Annotated in this window: 18 protein-coding genes, 1 tRNA gene, 1 pseudogene and 1 riboswitch; of the genes and pseudogenes, 4 read left to right on the forward strand and 16 right to left on the reverse strand. The window is 69.0% G+C overall.

Annotated elements, in window-relative coordinates; genetic code table 11:
• Positions 1-150: 150 nt before the first annotated feature.
• Positions 151-1392: an MFS transporter gene (locus GLP40_RS13390; protein WP_154788160.1), complete on the reverse strand. Its 1242-nt coding sequence runs from the start codon at positions 1390-1392 to the stop codon at positions 151-153.
• Between the two features lie 300 nt (positions 1393-1692).
• Between GLP40_RS13390 and GLP40_RS13395 the strand changes: the two genes are divergently transcribed.
• The gene (locus tag GLP40_RS13395; RefSeq protein ID WP_230329501.1) at positions 1693-2574 is read left to right on the forward strand and encodes a hypothetical protein; all 882 of its coding nucleotides are present in this window, start codon (positions 1693-1695) and stop codon (positions 2572-2574) included.
• A gap of 213 nt (positions 2575-2787) precedes the next feature.
• Positions 2788-4269, forward strand: coding sequence for a rifampin monooxygenase (gene rox, locus GLP40_RS13400; protein WP_154788161.1), 1482 nt, complete (start codon positions 2788-2790; stop codon positions 4267-4269).
• A 640-nt stretch (positions 4270-4909) separates the two neighbouring features.
• Here rox and GLP40_RS13405 read toward each other — a convergent pair.
• The 10 genes from GLP40_RS13405 to GLP40_RS13450 form a co-directional block, all read right to left on the reverse strand.
• Positions 4910-5266, reverse strand: a complete 357-nt coding sequence (locus GLP40_RS13405) for a cold-shock protein (RefSeq protein ID WP_154788162.1) — start codon at positions 5264-5266, stop codon at positions 4910-4912.
• A complete protein-coding gene (locus GLP40_RS13410) occupies positions 5241-5459 on the reverse strand; it encodes a hypothetical protein (protein ID WP_154788163.1) in 219 nt (72 codons plus the stop codon). The genes GLP40_RS13405 and GLP40_RS13410 overlap by 26 nt, the downstream gene beginning before the upstream one ends.
• A gap of 654 nt (positions 5460-6113) precedes the next feature.
• On the reverse strand, positions 6114-6551 hold the full coding sequence (locus tag GLP40_RS13415) for an Hsp20/alpha crystallin family protein (RefSeq protein ID WP_154788164.1): 438 nt from the start codon (positions 6549-6551) through the stop codon (positions 6114-6116).
• Positions 6552-7133: 582 nt separating this feature from the next.
• A complete protein-coding gene (locus GLP40_RS13420) occupies positions 7134-8315 on the reverse strand; it encodes a hypothetical protein (protein ID WP_154788165.1) in 1182 nt (393 codons plus the stop codon).
• Positions 8316-8397: 82 nt separating this feature from the next.
• Positions 8398-8703, reverse strand: a complete 306-nt coding sequence (locus tag GLP40_RS13425; RefSeq protein WP_040858953.1) for a hypothetical protein — start codon at positions 8701-8703, stop codon at positions 8398-8400.
• Positions 8704-8788: 85 nt separating this feature from the next.
• Positions 8789-8864: transfer RNA gene (locus GLP40_RS13430), tRNA-Gly, on the reverse strand.
• A gap of 137 nt (positions 8865-9001) precedes the next feature.
• Complete coding sequence (locus tag GLP40_RS13435) at positions 9002-10060, reverse strand: hypothetical protein (protein WP_154788166.1); 1059 nt, start codon at positions 10058-10060, stop codon at positions 9002-9004.
• Positions 10057-11670 carry a cutinase family protein gene (locus GLP40_RS13440; RefSeq protein WP_230329502.1) on the reverse strand — a complete coding sequence of 538 codons (1614 nt, stop codon included), beginning with the start codon at positions 11668-11670 and terminating at the stop codon, positions 10057-10059. The genes GLP40_RS13435 and GLP40_RS13440 overlap by 4 nt, the downstream gene beginning before the upstream one ends.
• Positions 11671-11735: 65 nt before the next feature.
• Complete coding sequence (locus tag GLP40_RS13445) at positions 11736-12278, reverse strand: hypothetical protein (RefSeq protein ID WP_154788167.1); 543 nt, start codon at positions 12276-12278, stop codon at positions 11736-11738.
• Between the two features lie 392 nt (positions 12279-12670).
• Positions 12671-13474 (reverse strand): MinD/ParA family ATP-binding protein, encoded by an 804-nt coding sequence (locus GLP40_RS13450; RefSeq protein WP_154788168.1) that lies wholly within the window; start codon positions 13472-13474, stop codon positions 12671-12673.
• A 99-nt stretch (positions 13475-13573) separates the two neighbouring features.
• On the opposite strand from GLP40_RS13450, the gene GLP40_RS13455 reads away from it, so the two are divergent.
• Complete coding sequence (locus GLP40_RS13455) at positions 13574-13732, forward strand: hypothetical protein (RefSeq protein WP_154788169.1); 159 nt, start codon at positions 13574-13576, stop codon at positions 13730-13732.
• A 130-nt stretch (positions 13733-13862) separates the two neighbouring features.
• Here the strand turns inward: GLP40_RS13455 and GLP40_RS13460 are convergent, their stop codons facing one another.
• On the reverse strand, positions 13863-15392 hold the full coding sequence (locus GLP40_RS13460) for a hypothetical protein (RefSeq protein ID WP_154788170.1): 1530 nt from the start codon (positions 15390-15392) through the stop codon (positions 13863-13865).
• 21 nt (positions 15393-15413) lie between these two features.
• Positions 15414-16634 (reverse strand): hypothetical protein, encoded by a 1221-nt coding sequence (locus tag GLP40_RS13465; protein WP_154788171.1) that lies wholly within the window; start codon positions 16632-16634, stop codon positions 15414-15416.
• Between the two features lie 345 nt (positions 16635-16979).
• On the opposite strand from GLP40_RS13465, the gene GLP40_RS13470 reads away from it, so the two are divergent.
• On the forward strand, positions 16980-17636 hold the full coding sequence (locus GLP40_RS13470) for a hypothetical protein (protein ID WP_154788172.1): 657 nt from the start codon (positions 16980-16982) through the stop codon (positions 17634-17636).
• A 25-nt stretch (positions 17637-17661) separates the two neighbouring features.
• Here GLP40_RS13470 and GLP40_RS13475 read toward each other — a convergent pair.
• The 3 genes and pseudogenes from GLP40_RS13475 to GLP40_RS33245 form a co-directional block, all read right to left on the reverse strand.
• Positions 17662-17944: pseudogene (locus tag GLP40_RS13475) on the reverse strand (QacE family quaternary ammonium compound efflux SMR transporter).
• 10 nt (positions 17945-17954) lie between these two features.
• Positions 17955-18017: riboswitch (guanidine-III (ykkC-III) riboswitch) on the reverse strand.
• Positions 18018-18097: 80 nt separating this feature from the next.
• On the reverse strand, positions 18098-18295 hold the full coding sequence (locus tag GLP40_RS13480; RefSeq protein WP_328290096.1) for a DUF397 domain-containing protein: 198 nt from the start codon (positions 18293-18295) through the stop codon (positions 18098-18100).
• Positions 18292-19246 (reverse strand): DUF5753 domain-containing protein (locus tag GLP40_RS33245; protein ID WP_196054648.1); only part of this gene is annotated, 955 nt, incomplete at its 5' end. The genes GLP40_RS33245 and GLP40_RS13480, both read right to left, overlap by 4 nt.

The following is a 19246-nucleotide window of genomic DNA, read 5'->3' on the forward strand; positions in this document are numbered from 1 at the left end:
CCGTTCCGGGGACAGGATTTCCGCGATGAAGGCCGCCATGTCCGCGGGTGCGGATCGGGGCGGGCGGGCCAGAGGGAAGGTCGCGGCGGCGAGTTCGTCGGCGTCGGCCGTGACCGCCGTCGCGGGCTACGGTGCCGCTCACCGTTGCGGTCAAGCAGGCTCCGCGGCGGACTCCGCGGACGCGGCGGGGGAGGGGGTGGCGGTGGTGCGGGTGTGGAAGACTCCCGCGAAGCCGATCAGCGCCACCGCGAAGGCGAGCGGAATCGCGAATCCGGCGCGCAGATTGGCGGCGTCGGCCACCGTGCCCACCACCGCGCCGCCGACCAGTGTGCCCGCGTAGTTGAACAGGTTGAGGCGGGCGATGAGCGCGTCGAGGTTGCGGCCGCTGGTGAGTTGCCCGGCCTCGCTGAAGCACAGCGGCGCGATCACCGGCAATCCGATTCCGGCGACCAGGAATCCGAGAATGGCGATCACCGGCCCCGGTGCGACGACCACGATCACCAGGCCGACCGAGCCGACTGCGGCGGCCACCCGCACCACCGCGCGCGGCCCGAGCCGCCGCACCCACAGGTCGCCGGTGAGGCGTCCGACCAGCGACGCGCCCTGGTAGGCGGCCAGCGCCAGCGCTGCGGTTGCGGAGGAGGACAGCAGTTCGTCTTTGAGGTACAGCGCCGACCAGTTGCCGACCGCGAGGTCGATGGCGAAGGCCAGCGCGATCACCGCGCCGAAGATCCAGAAGATGCGCATCGGCACCGAGTCGGCCGGTTCGTGTTCGGCCGGACCGGCTTCCGCCTCGTCGGTGCCCAGCAGTCGCGGTCCCGCGGCCAGGCAACCCGCCAGCACCACGGCCGCGGCGGTCGCGATCGAGGCCCACAGCGGCACGTGCAGCGCCTCGAAGGCCGAGACGAACAACGCGCCGGTGATCGAGCCCGCGCTCCACGCCGCGTAGAAGGACACCAGAATGAATCGGCCGTAACCGTGTTGAATGAATACCGCCTGCATATTGGTACCGGCGTCCACGATGCCCACCGCCACGCCGTACGCGCCCAATGCGAGGAAGGCCGTGATCGTGTTCGGCGACACCGCGATCGCGACGCCGGATACCGCGATGAGCGCCAGTCCGACCCGCAGGGCCGTCCGGCTGGACCAGCGCAGCGCGATCTGTTCGGCCGTTATGCTGCCGACGCCCGCGAGGAGCGAGATCAGTGCGACGATCGCGACGATCAGGCCGTCGGAGAGCGCGAATTTGTCCTTCAGCTGCGGGAGTTCGGTGAGAATCACGGCCAGGAAGAATCCCTGGAGCGCGAACGCCATCGAGTTCGCGCCGCGGGCCGCCCTCAGCGTCGGGTGGAGAGCGCTGAGCTGCGTATTCCGGGACTGAGGCGGAAGCATTTCGAAAGAGTAGCGGCGCCGGGCAGGTCCGGCATCCCGAGCATGGTCACGATCCGCGCCGCGCTTGATCACATGCGGCTCGCGGTTGGGTAACGAATCTGGTCGCTTCCGTATCTGTGGGTGCATGCCCTGCGGCACTCTGGATTGTGACGGCCCGGGCTGATGGTTTCCGATACGGCGGAAGCGGCCCGTGCGGTGTGTGTTGGTGGTTGGGGTGATCTTGTGAGCACGAGGCGAGTGGAAGTTCCGCGGGAGCGGTCGGTGGCACTTGCCGATCCGGATCCGCGCTTGAATCCGACGATGGCAGTGGGGGATTCGACCCTCGGCCATGCGGCGGGGGAGCGCTGCCGGGAAGCCGAGTGCGCGGACTGCCGCTGGGATGTGCAGCGGCTCAAATTCTGGCTGCGTGGGAGACTGCTCGCGGCCGGTGCCGAGGACGTTCAGGTGGACGTGGTCATCGGCGCGCAGACCTCGGACGTGCTGTGGCGCAAGGGGGATCGCACCGGTGCCATCGAGGTGTCAAGCGCCCCACCCGAATTGGCCCGCGCCCGGCGGATCACCGCTGAGCTCCGGGCCGCGGGATGCGGCGAAGTGCTGTGGATCTGCCCGCCCGGTTTCTGGACCGGGCAGCTGCCCGCCCTGGGCATCGACGACTTCGCGGCCGACGGTTGCGAGTACCGGGTGGTCGGCGGGCTGCTGGCCTCCGGCCCGGGCGGTGTGGTGGCGGCCCGCCAGTCCGCCGGTGAACTGCGTGAATTCATGACGGGCTGGGTGGCCGGGGAGATAGCGTTCGGCTGCCGCGACGAGCACACGGGAGGATGGGCGATGGTGACCGACTGGGAACGCCACACCCGGACACAGGCGGCCGTCATCGCACGGCAGCGCCAGGAACTCACCAACCAGCGAGCCGCACTGGCCTTGGCCCGCAAGGCCACCCGGGACAAGACCAAACAGCTCATGCGACTGACGCACCGGCTCGAACGCGCCGAGGTCGCCGCCCAGCAGCAGGCCGATGATCTGGCCCAGACCCGACGCCAGATCGCCGACCACAACCGTGTCGACGCCACCCTGCGATTGACGGTGGCGAGCCAGAAGTCCGCGATTCTGCACTGGCAGTTGATCACCTGGTTCGCGGTCATGGTGATCATCACGTTCATCGCCGCGGGCCTGGTCCTGAGATAACCGCCGCTTCCGGCATGTGCTCGGGCCGGGATTCGCGCGTATTCCGGGGTTTTCCGCGGATCGATTGTCCCGATCGGATGCGTGGGGCGAATGCTGATTTCCCGCCCCTTTCAACGTATATCGGAGTGGGGGGCTTGTGGCAAGGCCCGGGGCGTGCCGCAGAATCGTCGGCCGAAAGGCGATTACCTGCGGAAATCAAGGGATGGGCGATTCATGGTCGACGTCATCATTGCTGGGGCCGGGCCGACGGGGTTGATGCTCGCCGCGGAGTTGCGGCTGCACGGGGTCGCGGTGCTGGTGCTGGATCGGGATCCGGAGCCGACCAAGGTGGTGCGCGCGATGGGGTTGCACGCGCGCAGCATCGAGGTGCTGGATCAGCGCGGAGTGGCGGACCGGTTCCTGGCGCTGGGCAAGCGGCACGACCCGAGTGCGTTCTTCGCCGGGATCCGCCCGCCGCGTCCGGTGCGGCTGGATACGACGTTTCCGTTCGTGCTGGGTCTTCCCCAGCCCGTCACGGATCGTCTGCTGGCCGAGCGTGCCGTGGAGCTGGGCGCCGAGTTCCGGCGCGGCTGCGAGGTGACCGGGTTGAGCCAGGACGCGGACGGGGTGGTGGTCGAGCTGGCCGGCGACGGCCGGCTGCGCTCACGGTATCTGGTCGGCTGCGACGGCGGCCGCTCCACGGTGCGCAATCTGCTCGGCATCGGTTTTCCGGGCGAGCCCTCCCGCATCGAGACGCTGCTGGGCGAGGTGGAGCTCACCACACCGCAGGAGGAGGTGATCGCACTGGTCACCGAACTCCACAAGACGCACAGGCGTTTCGGCGCGGTGCCCCTCGGCAACGGTGTGTACCGGCTGATTGCCCCGGCGGACGGGTTGGCCGGGGATCGCGATACCCCACCCACCCTGGACGAGCTCAAACGTCAGGTGCGGGCCGTGGCGGGCACCGACTTCGGGGCCCACTCACCCCGCTGGCTCTCCCGCTTCGGCGACGCCACCCGCCTCGCCGACCGCTACCGCGTCGACCGCGTCTTCCTGGCGGGCGACGCGGCGCACATCCATCCGCCGATCGGCGGCCAGGGCCTGAACCTGGGTCTTCAGGACGCCTTCAACCTCGGCTGGAAACTGGCCGCCGCGGTGCACGGCTGGGCCCCGGCCGATCTGCTCGACACCTACGAGACCGAACGTCGGCCGGTGGCCGCCGACGTCCTCGACAACACCCGGGCCCTAACCGAGCTCTCCTCCCGCGAACCCGGTCCCGAGTCCCTGCGCCGGCTGCTCACGGATCTGATGGATTTCGAAGAGGTCCACCGGTTCCTGATCGAGAGGATCACCGCCCTCGGCGTCCGCTACGACTTCGGCCCATCTCCGGAACTCGACTCCACGGCAGGTCATGTCCTACTCGGCCGTCGCCAACGGGATGTGACCCTGAAACGCGGCCGCCTCTATGAGCTCATGCACGAGGGCCGCGGCCTGCTCCTCGATCAGACCGGCCGGCTCTCGGTCGAGGGCTGGTCGGACCGCGTCGACCACGTCGTCGACGTCAGCGAGGAACTCACGGCCCCCGCGGTCCTGCTGCGCCCGGACGGCCACGTGGCCTGGGCCGGCGCCGATCAACGGGAGCTCCTCACGGTACTGCCACGCTGGTTCGGCTCCGCCCACTATTCCGCTCTGCCCCAGGCTGATTCGGTGCGGTAGGCCGCCGAGAGACTCCGGCCACGGTTGGCGCGGGGTCCGCGCTCTCGGCGGCTTGTGATGCGCGCGTGCCGATTTCGTGCAGTGGCGGTGCGAGGATCGAGCAGGGTGTGGGGCATGGGCAGCGACGGTGCGGCGGCGTACCTGGCCGTCGCGCTGCACCCGCACCAACCCTTCCCTTGGGGCGCTCTTCACACGGTCGAGGTCTGGGTCGGTTATGGGCGCGACTGGCGTGGATTCGGGCAGGGCGTGGCGGGCGGTGTCGGAACTCCGGGATCGCGGGCCCGATACGCACGCCCGCGTGGTGCGAACCCACGGGCCGAAACCTTCACCGCGCGAGGGCGGTGGGGCCGCCGCCACGTGCCCGCCCTCGTCGCCGTGGCTGGGTCAGCGGTGGGCAGCGCTTCTGGCCGGCCGGGATCGGCGCGGGTAGGGGTTTCGGGCCCGCGGGTGGCGGGGGTCGGGTGATCTGGGGACGGCCGGGTCGGCCGGCATGGCGGGTTGCATGATCGCGTCCCACCACGGGCGTAGGTGGCTGGGTTCGGGCCAGTGCACTACCGGCGTGTCCGGTTCGCTGGTGTGGTCGGTGTCCGGGGTTGCGGTGGTCATGGAGGATTTCCGATCTGGGTGTGATGTCCACGTGTCAGGCTGCGCGGGTCAGGCAGCGGGGTCTGCGTGTTGCCGCGCCCCGCCTGCTCTGGCGCCGGCGGCCCGGGTCACGGTCGGCGGTGATGTGGGGGTAGGGGATGACGCGGGTGGCTTCGGGTCCGCGTCCGGTGTCGGTGGCGGTGTAGATGACCGGTTGCCCAGCGATGAGGGTCTTGTAGCCGGGGATCTCGATCACGCTGTAGTCGACGAACACGGGAGGGCCGGTGACGGGGGTGAGGAATCCGAAGCCCTTCTCGGTGTCGAACCAGGCCACGCGTGCCGGGCGCCAGTGCGGCAGTTCGGTTTCCGGGCCGGTGTGGGCGGGGTCAACAGGCGAGGCAGTCGTAGTCATCGTCATGGTGTGGAGCGATCCAGGCTTGCTCGATACGGTCGGCGAGGTCGGCGCTGTCCAACACCCTCCGCGCGTGTTCGACCGGCGGGCGCAGAACACCGGTGTCCAGGCCGATGTCGTCGTCGCGGCGGTCGGCGAGGATGTGCTGCTCCGCGTGGTCGAGGTCGCTACCGGCGGGAAAGTTGGTGGTCATGGCGGTTGTCCTTCCTCGAACGTGACGGATGCGTGTGCATCGGCGTGAAAGATCGGGAAAGGGCCGGGTGGGCCCGCAAGTTCACTGCTGAACGGGCCCACCCGTCGACGGAAGGGATCGAAAATGATCTTTGCGGTGTCTGCTCGCGAGGGTGGGAACCGCACCCGGCCCGCGGCTGCCATGCGTGGTGGCCGGGCACCCGCCGGAGAAATGTTCCGGACGCTGCGGTGCTGAGATTCAGGCTCGGGGTCGATGCGCCCCGCCCGACGCGAGAACCGTCGTGGTGTTTTCCGACAGGCATCACCTCGCTCTCCTATGTCCGTGGTTACCGGCACGGCGTCGGCGCGGGCGGACCGCGCTGGCACGCCGATGCGGGACGTGGTCGGCGTCCGCGGCGACGTATGGCCCATCCTCGTCGCCGGCGACTGTCCGGACGCGACCGTGGAATGGGCACCCCGCGCCGTCGCCCCGGCCGCTGCCGACGCCTTGCCGCACAGAGGACCTCGTCGATCTCGGCGAACAACTCCTCCAGGTCGGGATCCGACGCCGACAACCGGGCGGCCGGCCATGACAGACCTTCAGCAGTGATCTGCGCCGCGGCGGCGGGACCGGTCGAACTCCTCATCACAGGACCTCCCGTGATGCCGACTCGGCTCAGGCGTTGATGGCCTGACGCTGCCCGTCGTGGCGGGCGATCTCGATCTTGCGGGGTTTGGCCTTCTCGGCGACCGGGATCGTCAACCGCAGCACCCCGTCGCGGTAGTCGGCCCGGATCTGATCGGTGTCGAGGTTCTCGCCCAGGAACAGCTGGCGGCTGAAGACCCCGCGGGTGCGTTCCGCGGCGATCATCGACCGCCCCGGATCGAGTTCCGGGCGCGAGGCTCGCACGGTCACCACATTGCGTTCGACGTCCAGGTCGAGAGAGTCCGGGTCGATCCCGGGCAGGTCGAATTCGACGAAGAACTCGTCGCCGTCGCGCCAGGCGTCCATCGGCATCACGGCCGGGCGGGCCGGAGTGCCGAAGACCTGCTGCGTCAATCGATCCAAGTCGCGGAAGGGATCCGTGCGCATCAGCATGGTCGCCACCTCCAACTCACTCCATTCTCGATCGAAGGGAACTCAGATAACCTATGCCATCTGACATAGATATTATTTAGCACTCATCCTAGGAGAGTGCAAGACGTTGGGAAAGGTGCCGCCCGCGGCCGCATCGTGAACACCGTCGCGATCAGCATCGCCGGCAGATGCTCCCGCCACCTGCGCCGCAGCTGGCCACCCGCCTCGACAACCCGAGCGTGGCCAACCCCAACAGTCGCCGTGGAGAGGCATGGCCGACGTGTCCACGGCCTCCGGAAGCGGCTATCCGGCCGCGTCTCATCGCCCACAGCGGTACACGAAACCGCCAGCGCCACAACCACGCTCACGGCTTTCGAACCAAACCAAGCCGTCCGTCGAGGCTTACCGCCGGATCCCAAATGATCAGCGCCGGATCCCGTTCGGTTACCCGGTGCGGCTGGGCGTGTGGTGAACAGGCAGGTGTCGGCGTCGAGTTCCTCGGAAACGCCCTGCCAGGTGGCGCCTGCTCGATCGGCGCGTGTATCCAGGCACGCCCGCACCGTCCCGGCGCGGTGCGGGAAGCGGTTGCGGCAGGTGGCGGACGGCGGCCCCCGGCGTTCAGGAAGTGAGGCGGAAGGGGCCTCGATGCCAGTGCCAGTGATGGCGGAGGACCAGGGCGGCGAGGTCCAGGAGCTCGAGGCCCGTCTCGGTGCGGTAGGCGTCGAGGGCGGGCCAGGTCATGGGGCCGGAGGACAGGCGGCTCGTGAGGGTGGATTCGTAGTAAGGATTCACCTTGCGGGACAGGAGTTCTGGGATGCCGTCGTGGCTGCCGGTCCAGGTGAGCCAGCCCCAGCCTCGGGAGAAGGCGTGGGCGCGGCCGGCGGCGGCGCGGGCGCGCTGGGGGTGCAGGGCGGCATGGGCGAGGGGGAGGACGTCGATGAGTGCGATGCGGCCATCGGTGAATTGGGCTGCGGCGGTGGGGTAGTGGACGCGGTCGGTGCCGTCGAGTTCATAGGTGACGGCGGCGGGCAGTTCGCGGAAGGAGGCCACGCGGGGGCTGGCGTCGAGGAGTCGGAGCAGCCGGGCCTGCAACGCGGTGTCGAAAGTGACTTCGCGGCCGAGTTTTTCCGAGTGCATGCGGCCGCGACTGTCGTCGTCGTAGTCGAGGCGTCCGGCGGGGAGGACCGGGAGTTCCTCGGGGGCGCCGTCGGCCCATTCGACGCGGCGCAGCCACGTGTTCCACATGTCGTCGGGTGCGTCGGCCTCGGGCGCGGGCAGCGGATGCCAGCGCCCCTTCTGCTGCCAGCCCGCGATGCGCTGAAAGACGAAGCCCGCCAGTCGTTTCGAGCCTTGCAGATCGTGCCCTGCGAGACGGAGCTTCAGATACGCCCAGTCCTGTGCGGCGATATCGCCGTCTGTGGCGTAGGTTTCCGCGAGCAGGGTGCGCACCAGCCGCTCGTCGCCCCACCCCACCGGATATCGCTCGGCGAACACCCCCAGATCATGGTGCCCGGTCGCCGACTGCTGGCGCAGCATGGTGCCCACGGCCCGCGTGTACAGCTGCCGCGCCCGATCTCGGGACACCCCGAATCGCGCTCCCAGCAGTGTCAACGTCTCGGGACTCTCCCCGTCCAGCCCCAGCCGGCAGGTGATCAGCTCCGCATCCCGCGGCCGATCCGCCACCACCTCGCCGACCATTCCGGCCAGCACCTCATTGACGTGCTCCAGCCCGAAGCCGACCCCCTCGGCCGGGTCGTCGCGCAGTATGGTGCGCGCGGTGCGTGCATCGCTCGTCGTCAAGGCGGCCCCTACCCATCTTCGCCAGTCTGTTCGACGAGCCTAACTGCGCCCACCGACAGTCGACGCACCACGCGCGCGACGGTCAGGATCCGATGACTGCATTCATGATGGTGCCCGCGCTGGTGGCGACGATCCCGCCGATCATCGCTCCCGCCACCATCTTCGGTGAGGCGAGGCCGCCGCCGGACCACTTCTCCCACGCGAAGCGGCCACCGGCGTAGGTAATGCCCAGGACACCCGACAGCAACACGAACCAGGTGAAGTACCGGACCAGCTTCATGAGCTTGTCGGCCACCGGCGGTGTCTCGGGTGTCGGATTGCCGAGCTGGGCGAGCACGGCGTGTTGGGAAAGCACAGTGTCGTGGAAGGCGCTGAGCAACATGGTCACCCTGAAAAGGTACCGCGAAATCATCGCGACATGCCCGGGATTGTGTGCGAGATCAATTGCGCGGGAACGACTTTCGAAGGTCGTGTGGAGCGGATGACGGGATTCGAACCCGCGACCCTCACCTTGGCAAGGTGATGCGCTACCAGCTGCGCTACATCCGCATCGCATCCGTTCCGGCCTGGTCGGCCGTCCGGCTGCGAGAGAGAACACTAGCCCACCCACTCCGCATTTCCAAAACGCCTGGCAAACCCCGAGTTCTCCCGCCGCGCCGCCGGAGCGGGGTGTCGTGGTGGGGCGGCTATTTGGGCGTGTCCTCGTTCATGGGGACGATGGCGGAGATGAGGGTGGCGTCGCCGATTCTGGTGGTGATCACCAGCTGGGGGGACCAGGTGCGTTTGGTGGCGTCGGGGTGTTGTTCGGTGACGACCATGATGTGCTGGCCGTCGAAGGGGCCGGGCATGATCTGGACGCAGTAGGTGGTGCCCACCGGGATGCTGTCGATGCCCGCTTGGATCTGTTCGATGCTCGGGGCGGGCGCGTCGGGGGCGAACATCTCGCGCACGGCCTTGCCGGAGCGGTCGACGTAGTAGCGGCTCTGCAGGGCGAGGATGGCATCCGGCCCGGTCTTGGTGCTGCCGGGACCGTTACCGCGGACATTGCCGCCCTTCGCCTCGTTGGGGCAGAGGTTGGCGGGCAGGCCCGCGGCCGGTTGGTCGGTGGTCGAGGGCGAGGCGGGTGCGGTCGCGGCCGGAGCGGCCTGGGGCGTGGCGACGTGGGGTTTCGCTGGTGGGTGGCCGCCGGTGACCTTGGCGATCTGCACCGCGACCGCCGCCGTCACCGCGAGCACGGCGAGCAGGCCGAGCAGGGGAACGGCCCACTGCCGTCCGCCGCGCTCGGCGGAGAGGCCGAATCGCGGCCGCGTCGAGCTCGGACGCGTTCGTTTCAGGGGACGTCGGACGGTCGATCCCGGCCCATGGTCGTTCACGGACCGCCAGGCGGCGTCGTAGGCCGCCCGAGGCGTGGCCTGCTCCGTGCGCGCTCGGCCGGGGTACTCGTCCTCGTCGTCGAATTCGTCGTACTCGTCGTCGAATTCACCGGCCTCGTACTCGTCGTCGTATCCCTCGCGGTATCTGTCGTCGTATCCTTCGCGGTATCTGTCGTCGTATCCTTCGCGGTATTTGTCGTCGTATCCGGCTCCGGCGGTGCCGTGGTGCTCTCGACCGCCTGTGCGGCCCGGGCCGGCCGCGCCGCTGATCCAGTCCGACCACCGCCCGGTGTACGCGTCCGTGCCCTCGTGCGCCGGCGCGAGCGGTTCGGATTCCGATGCTGTTGTCCGAGATCCTGATTCGGTGCTCATGGCGTCGCCCGCGGGCTGGGGTTGGGGATCAGCGGGGTCCCGCTGACAGTGGGTGTGGTCGGCGCGGGGGAGAAGGACAGCGCCGGGACGCCGCTGGTGGGCGAGGTGGTGCCGGAGCCGCCGCCGAGCGGGAACTGGCCGTTGGGCGGGACGCTGGTGGGCGTGGTGGAGGTGGCCGCGAAATCCATTCCCAGTGTGGGTTTGTCGCTGCCGCCGCTCGGGACCGCGCCGGGCGTGCCGGCGGCGGACAGGTCGTGGGCGAGGGCCGCGAACCACTGGCCGACCCAGTCGGTCGGGCTCTCCCCGAATCCGGCGCCCTGCGCGTGGGTGTAATCGTGCTTCTGGGCGGTGTCCCAGTACCGCACCCAGGTGGTGATGTCGAGCAGATCCTTGTTGTCGGTGACGTTCTGGGTGACGGCCGTGAACGCCTGCGTGGTGAGCCGGCTGATGGTGGTGGGCGGCACCAGGTTGGTGACCGCGCCGACCAGTTTGGCACCGAATACCGTCAGCCCGGCGAGCGGATTGGCGAGTCCGGCGGTGGCGATCTCGGTGATATTGGTCGGGGTCAGGATGTCCTTCACCACGGCCACAATGGAATTGATGGCGATGGTCCCGACCTTGAGCAGCGCCTGGAACGCGCCGGGGAGGTCGAGCTGATTGTTCGGGTTGGAGGCTTCGGCGATGCGCTGCGAGATGGATTTCTGCGGCTGGTACGACAGATCCGTGAGCGAGTTGCCGGACAGGTCGTTGTTCACCACCGAGGTGACCGTCTTGATCGAGGTGAAGGCCAGCGCCTCGGCGATGGACTTCAGCGACCCGATCGGGTCGCCGGCCGAAAGCTCCACCTGCCCGGCGATATTGGCGACGGTCCGCACCAGCGGCGCGCCCACCGGGGTATCGCAGGCCAGATCGCCCTCGGTGCAGAATTCGGCGACCCGCCCGACCAGGGTTCCGAAGTTCTCGAGCGTGGCGCTGTCGGGTGCGATGCCCGCGCCGGAGGCGGTCTTGGTGGCGGGCGGATCCCCCAGCGCCGCCACCGATTTGCCGTTCGTGCCGGGTGCGGCGGTGGGCAGCTTCTGATCCGGCTTGCCCGGGAACAGCGGCGCGTTGGCGTTGCGGTTGGGGTCGCCGAACAGCGCCACGGCCGCGATCTTCTCGGCGGGCACGGCGCCCTTGCCGGTGCCGACCTCCTGTGCGAACTGTGAAGCCACGTGCGCGCCTTGCGAATACCCCGCGATGGCGAGCTGGGTGGTGGGGCAGCGGTCGACGATTTGTTTGGCCATGGAGCGCAGCCGGTCCAGGCCGCCGCTCACCGACTGGCTGTAGGTGGTGGTGGAGATCGACACCGCGCCGCCGAAGGATGCCTCGTAGGGCACGTAGGCGCGGTCCACCAGACCGGCGTCGCTGGCGTCGGCCATCATGGGCCGGAAGACTTCCGACAGCATGCCCGTGTCGGTGGTGACGGCCGCGTCGGGGGAGGATTCGCCGGTGCCCTGGATGCCGAGCGCGAACAGCGCCGGGCATGTGTCGATGGGCACCGTGGTGTCCGGCGGCCCGCCGCGGGCCGGCCCGATGGCTGCCGTCGCCACGATGCAGACGGCCGCGGTCAAGAGTGCTGAACTTCGAAACCTCAGGATGGGCAGCAGTTTTCGATGCACGTCGCACCTCGTTCAGGTCATGGACTGGGTTCCGCGCCGTGCTGCGCGCGTTCGGTGATCCGCGCCCCGGCGGTCCTCGCCGCGGTGAGGATCTGCTCGGCGAGAAGCCGAACCGGTTGCGGGGGCGTACGAGTGGGATCTCCGTCCGCCACCGGCGAGACACCGGCGCTGGGATCCCATTCCGCCATTTCGTAGGGTTCGAGGGCACGCCACTGTTCGAGCCAGCCCAGCCGCCAGGTGCGGGCGCCCAGTGCGACGGCCAGGCCTTCCATCTCCTCGCGCCGCTGCGCGACCGGAATCGGCAGCGGCCGAGCCGAATCCGCCACGGTCAGCACCCCGACCACCTGGCTGCCGACCGGCGTGGCGCGGGCCTGATGCGCCAGCAGCGCGCGATGCAGCGCGTTCACCCCGCGCAGATGACTGCGCCCGACCAGCACCACGAGCGGCGAATCCATGTCCGCGGTCAGCCCGATTCGCGCGGGCCAGCGCTGCCCCGCATCCCCGGCCCAGCTCAAACTGGCCGCGAGACTGCTGACACCCGCACCCCCGTGGACGCCCACCAGCCACACCAGCGGTGGTCGCGGTGGCCGATTGGGAACGGCCCGATGCCACATCGGCACGGGAGGAACGGCGAGCGCGGGCGCACTCGCGGCTTCCGCCTGGAAAGGCCCTGTGCCGTTGGGAGATCGCCGAGCGCCGCTGTCCTCCGGTTCCTCCGGGGACCGGGTGAACGGTCTCGCGATCTCCCCTGATCCCTGTGTGTCGCCGCCGGTCCGCCACGCGCCACGGCCCAGCGGCTGCCACGGGGTGCGCGGTGCGGAGTGCGGCTGAGACGCGATGTCGCCGTTGTCCGGCGGTGGTCGTCGTGCGTCTTGTGCCACCGAGGGAGTTGAGGCCGACATGGGGGATTCAGGGGCGGTAGCCCCTGAGAGTCCGGAAAGTGGGGTGGTCCTCATCGGAGCGCTCCCACGAGAGTCAAGTAGGCGTCGCGGGTTTCGGCGGTGAGGTGGTGCCAGGTAATGGGCCCGCCGGTGGCGAGGTGGATGTCGAAGGGAATGCGGACGATGGCGCGAACCCACGAGCCGAGGTGGGTGCGGACGTGGTCCAGGACCGCCGCGGCGGAGCCGGGCACCTGTTCGGTGAGGACGATGACGGCATCGCCGACGACGAATTCGCTGAAGTTCTCGTCCAGCCAGGTGAGGGCGGGCTGGAGGCGGTTGATGGCATCGGGGCGGGCGGCGACGGTGATGACCAGGCCGACTCGCGGGTCGGCCAGCAGCGGGGCGGCCAGGCGGCTGGTGACCGGTGCGCCGGCGTCGAAAACGCCCAGCAGTCCGGCGGTTTCGAGATGGCGCGCGACCGACACCAGGGATTCCCTGCGCGGCAGGGGGTCCGGGGTTCGCGACAATACCCGCACCCCGGTGGACGTCTGGCCCGAGCACGCGCCCACACTGGAGGCCAGCCCCGGATACGGTGTGCCGAGCCATTTCTGGAGGGTGCTCACCGGCGCGGCCGCATCGCAGCCGCGCAATGCCACGTCTCCGCCGCCGAGCGTGGCGTCCACCACGACCGGCCACAATTCGCCGTCACTGTCGACGGCCGCCGCCGCGGCCAGCCCCAGCGCCGTCGTGGTCGCTCCCGAGGCCCCGGACCCGCCCAGTACCAGCACCGGCGGCACCGCCGCCCGCACCAGCCGTCCCTGACCGCCCCGCAACGGCACCCCATCGGTGGGCGACCCCGCGGGGGCCGGCTGCATCAGGTCGATGAAGTCTGAATCTCCATCGCCCCCGGCCTCACTCGCCCGTACCGCCTCCACGAGCCGCGCCGCCACTTCGGTCTGCCGCCCCGTTTCGGCGTGCTGTCGCGCTTGGGTGTGCTGTCGCGTTTCGACATGCTGTCGCGTTTCGGTGTGCTGTCGCGCTTCGGCATGCTGCCGTACTTCGGCGTGCTGTCGCGAATCGGCGTGCTGTTGCGAATCACGTTGGTGGCGTTCCGGATCGAGGTTGCGTGTTGAATCTGTCCGGGGCGCGGTGTCATGCACCGTTTCGGGGTCGTTTCGGGGTGTCGCTCCCGCGTGGGCCGGATTCTCCGGGTGGCCGGGAAGCGGCGCGGCGCGGAGCCGGTCGTCGATGTCGACCATGGGCTCACCGGCTTCCGGCGACGATGGAGGTGATGCGGACCTGGCCATCGCGATCGGCGGTGGTGATGACCTGCTGCCAGGAGCTCTGGGTGCCGTCGGGGTGCTTCTCGTCGACGGTGACGTTCCAGCGGTCCGGATCGGCGTTGGTGATGGTAACGCAGTGCTGGGTGCCGGACGGGGTGGCCGAAATCGCGTCGCGGGTGGCCTGTTCCGGGGCGACCCGGGCGTCGGGGGAGAGCAGGGCACGCACGGCGGCCGCGTCGCGCTGCACGTACCAGGCGTATTCGAGGCGCATGATCACGCCGGGGCCACTGGAGAGGTCACCCGCGCTGGCGCCGCTCACCCGCTGCGGTGTGCTGAGTTCCTGACACCAGGTGACCAGCCCCGGCTGATTCGCGGCGGTCGTGCTCGTGGCCGCGGTGGTCTCCGGAACGGCCTGCGGCCCCTGCGAATCGCCCGGTGCGAGCGCCAGCCATGCCACCGCCGCCACGATCACGAGCGCCAGCGAAACCCCGGCTATCGCTAGTGCCCGGTTGCGTATCCGCAGCCGACGCTGTGTCCGCGCCGCCCGCCGCCGTGCCTCGAACACCAGCGCGGCCATCGGATCCTCGGCCATCAGGTCGCGCGCGCGGACCGGCCCGCGCGCCGCGCCAACCGGTTCCGCCACCGACCCTTCGGTCAACCAGGAAGCCCATCCAGGCGCCTCGGCCATCGCCTCTTCCGCCACGCGCACGGGCTCCCCGCCGGAGGGAGTGAGCACAGGGATGGGTGGTCGCACCGGACCTTTGGCGAGTCCATCCCGTCCTTCGTCATCGGAACCGCCGACCGCGCCGGACCCATTCCGATCGGCCCCGGTCCGCTCGGATCCGGTCCGACCCGCCGCGAGGCCACCTTGGTCGCTGTCGGCCCGATGCCGTCCCGTCACCGCTCCGCCACGTTCCCCATCGTTTCCGAGTCGACCAGTGTCCGCCTCGTCCTGCCCGCCTTCGACGGCATCGGGCCCCAGCCGGGTGGTCCCGCCGCTCGGAGCGAAATCGAATCCGTGCGTGGTGGATTCGAGCCGCGTCCGGGTACCGTCCCGCTCGACCGCAGCCGGCTCGCGTTCATGCCCTGCCGCCGTGGACCCGTGCCCACCAGTCCGGCGCTCGGCCCGCGCCGTGCCGGACAGTCGCGGCGATACCGGTGGCTTGTGTCGTGCGGAGTTGCGTTCCGCCCGGGTGTCGTCGGGTTCCGGGCGGGGGGAGGTGGGTTCGGGCTGAGTGGTGCTGGATTCGGCCCGGGTGGCGTCGGGTTCCCGGCTGGCAGAGGTGGGTTCGGGTCGAGTGGTGCTGGATTCGGCCCGGGTCGCGTCGGGTTCCCAGCGGGCGGAGGTGGGTTCGGGTCGAGTGGTGCTGGATTCGGGCCGAATCGCGCTGGGCTCGAGGCGGATGAAATCGTGCTCGGCCCGAGTTGTGCCGGATTCGTGTCCGGCGGGGCGCGGGTCCGCGGGGGTGGTGGGGGAGAGGTCGGAGGAGGCGCTGTCGTCTGCGGTCACGGCGTCACCGTGTCGTTCCGGTCACGCACCCGGCGGGGCGGGTTGGAGGGCGGCCATGAACGCTTCGGGGGTGAGCGCGGGCATCTGCGCCACCGCGGTGCGGAACGAGTCGACCTGGGCGTTCACCCCGTCCACCACCTGCTCGACTACGGGCGCGGCCTGCGGCGCCACCGCGGCCGCCTGCTGGCCGACACTGGCGGCGACCTGTTCCACCATTGGCGTCGCGGCCTCCGCCACCGGCGCGACCTGCTGCTGGACGGTGGCGGCGACCTGCTGCACAATGGGCGCGGCCACCTGCGCGATCGGCGCGGGCAGACCAGCGATCGACGAAACCGGCTGCACCCCGGGCGAACCCGTCGCCGGATCCGAAACCGGCACCTGCGCAGCGGTATCGATCAGGGGCGGCACAGACGCGGGAGGCTGGGCATCGTTCTGCGGCGAGGCAAATCCGCCCCACGCGCCTCCGAAGATCGTGCCTGCTGTCGCGCCGACCAACACACCAGGAACGCCTAGTGCCGCAGCACCGAGAGCGCATCCGGCCACGCCGCCGACGACTGCGCCGACGGGAGCGCCCACGCCGCCGGTGGGAACACCGCCGACCAGCGCACCTGCAAGGGCTCCCATCGCCGCGCCAGTGGCGCATCCACCGGCCACGCCGATTGCAGCGACAGCCGGTGCGCCCGTGACGCCGCCGAGGATGCCACCGGCGAGTGTCGAGGCAGCTCGACGATCGGATTCATCTCGCGGCAAACCGAGACCGTCGTATGCCGCTGCCAGTTGCCACTCGGCCATGTCTACATAGGCCTGAGCTTTGTTGCGCGTCTTCGTATCAACCCAGTCGGGAAGCGCGACCGTATTGCTGCCCAACCGAAGCTGGTGTGGGTCACTGGGCATTACTTCAGGCGCATTGGCTGCGGGCTGATCAGTCTGCGGTTCTGTGGTCTGCGGCGCATCTGCCTGCGGTTGGGTCACCTGCGGCTGAATGATGGTGTCCTGCTGCGGCGTTGTCTGCTGCTTCGGACGGGGCCGGTTCGGGGGAGCGACGGGAGGATCAGGGATGTAATCCGCCGGACTCGGCGCGGAATTCGCGGGCGGCTGTTGTGGCTGGGTGCTCAATCCCGGTTGCCCGTCGCCGGGTACGGCGAGCCCGGGCTGTCCCGGGGCCGCGGCGGCCACGCCCTGGCCCGCCACCAGCGCGATGGGCAGCATGGACAACAGGATGGAAGTTCGTTTGGTCTTCATGTCCCCAGTTCCCCTTCCCCGAACGGACAACAGCGGGCGCGCGGCCCGAATCCCCCGGATGCCATGGCATTCCGCACCACCGGCCGACTACACAGGTGTCCCACCGGAACCAGGTTCCGATGATCCATCATGGCACCCCACCACCTGCGATGATCATGTTGCGGCCCTGATCTTACTCGGATCGTCAGCGCCCACAACCGGATCCGTGACAGGAGTGATCAATTGTTAAACCGAGCCGGTCGACATCTTGAGGATCATTCGCGTTCGCCTGCCCGCGCTTGTACCCGAACCCGCGTCATCGCAACATTTCTCGACGGTTCGAACGGTCTACCTGAAGGAATTCTCATGCGCGCCAAGCCAGCACACTACGCGCAAACTTTCGTCTCCGCAGTCGCGGTCTTACTCGTCTCCTCAGCCGTCCTCGCCGTCTCTGCCTGCGGTGTCAGTGATGACAGCGTCCCGAAAGCGACTACCACACCGGTCGACCCGGGCCGTACCCCCGCCGATGTGCACTGGGAGAACTACCAGGGTGTGCAGCTGCCCGTCGGAAGCCATGACGGCCCCAGCAAACTCGGTACCACGGCCGCGGGCTTTTCCCGCACTCCGCAGGGCGCCGCCCTGGCCGCCATCAATCACAGCACGCGGCTGTCACTGGCCCCCGACGGCGCATGGCCGCAGGTGGCGGCCATTTCGCTGATTTCCGGTCCCGCCAAGGACTCCTGGGTGCTGGCTCGCGCGCAGGTCTCCATCACCGCCCCCGCCAATCCGGCCGTCGCCCCGCGCATCACCGCCTACAAGATCACCGCCTACACCCCCGATCGCACCGACCTCACCGTCTATGCCACTTACTCCGATGCCAGCATCACCGCGACCTCGGAAACGGTGCTGTGGGTCTCGGAGGATTGGCGACTCCTCCTCCCGGACCCCGCCGCCAAAACCCAGACCGTGCAATCGGTTCCCAGCGTCCCCGCGGACGCGGTGAAACTGGAACCGCCGAAATAGCGGTTACGCGACCAGCTTCACCCGATCACGCAGGCACGATGCCGCCGAGCAGCAGCAGTCTGATCACACTGATGGCGGCCCAGCCGGTGGCCATGGAATGGACGACGGTCAACACCGCCGTGATCCCGACCCACACCGCGTGCGCCGTCCGATGGGCACCCCCGCGCATGGCATAGGTCGGCCCCGCCATGCTCGCCACGAGCGCCAGCCCGAACACCAACCGTCGGCCCGGACCCCTCCGACTTCCCGACCGCGCTGGCCCACACGGCGTCGAAAACGCGGGACACGACCAACACCGGCCGCGACATGACAACCCTCCGAAGGCCGCCTTGCCGCACGCCAGGTACGGCTCCCTCGTCCGGGCCTCCGATTGGGGACTACCCGCACAATGGCGAATACTCAGCGACCAGAGCGAAATTCTCAGCCTGGTGTATCGGCTGACCCCATGCCACCGCTCAGGGTCACCCCCGCCAGATCCCGCTGCCCAGGAATCGATCCCACTGCTCGCCGGAGAAGACGAGCACCGGACCCGCCGGATCCTTGGAATCGCGCACGCCGACGAACCCGGCGTCCTCGGCGAAGGCGACCTCGACGCACTCCGAAGCGTTTGGAGACTTGCTGGACTTGAACCACGTGGCATTGGAAAGGTCGAAGCTCACGCTGTGCACTCCTTTGCGATGCGCCATACCAGCTCGCGGCTGGCGTCCTCACTCAACGCTACCCGCCGGAGGCCGGCGATAGCTCGCCGATGCCGTGCGATGACCTCACGCTGTTCTAGATAGATCGCACCTTCATAGCCTTCGACGTAGACGATGGGTGGTTCGACCAATTTGTTTGCGAGCGGTGGGAATTCGAGCAGGGTGAAGGATCGCACCACGAGACCGCAGTTCGTCTCCGTGGCGCACGGCACGACTCGAATCGAAACATTCTCGCGTTCACCGGCCTCGTTGAGCCGCCGCAGCTGACAGGCCATGACCGCTGGTCCGCCGGGGCGATGTCGCAGCACCGCTTCCGACAGCAGTGCATCGAGTCGGAAGTCGTATTGCTCGAGCCGCGCCTGCCGCCTGACGGAGAACTCGAGCCGACGCTCGATATCGACGGCGGACAGCCCCAGGTCGGCGAAGCCGATCAGGGTTCGACGGTAGTCGTCGGTTTGCAGCAGGCCTGGTATCAGTGAAAGTTGATGTGTCGTCAGATGGTCGGCGGCTTCCTCCAGCCGCAGGTAGTGATCGAAGTGCGCATCGAACTGATCGCTGTAGGCCCGCCACCAACCTGCGGTCCCTCCTTGCGCTTTCATGATGAGGTCCTGCTGTTTGACCTCCTCCCACAGCCCGAGCACCTCGTCCCGTTCCGGGCTCGGATCTGGGACGCCGTAGAACTGGAGCAGGTCCCTGATTTGCGCCGTGCAAATCTTGACCCGCTGTCCATCTTCCAGACGGCCCACGCTCTGTGGCGACATCTCGATATGTCGGCCTGCTGCTAACCTCGGCCAATCATGGCGGTTGAGCTGGTCGTCGCGTAGAAATGGCGAAAGGTGCTCTGAACTGCGATAATTCGATTTGCTGAAGATCGAAGTACGCAGTGTGAGGAGCACCTTTCTGGTGCGAGAG

The sequence above is a fragment of the Nocardia aurantiaca genome (assembly GCF_009708175.1).
Lineage (GTDB): Bacteria > Actinomycetota > Actinomycetes > Mycobacteriales > Mycobacteriaceae > Nocardia > Nocardia aurantiaca.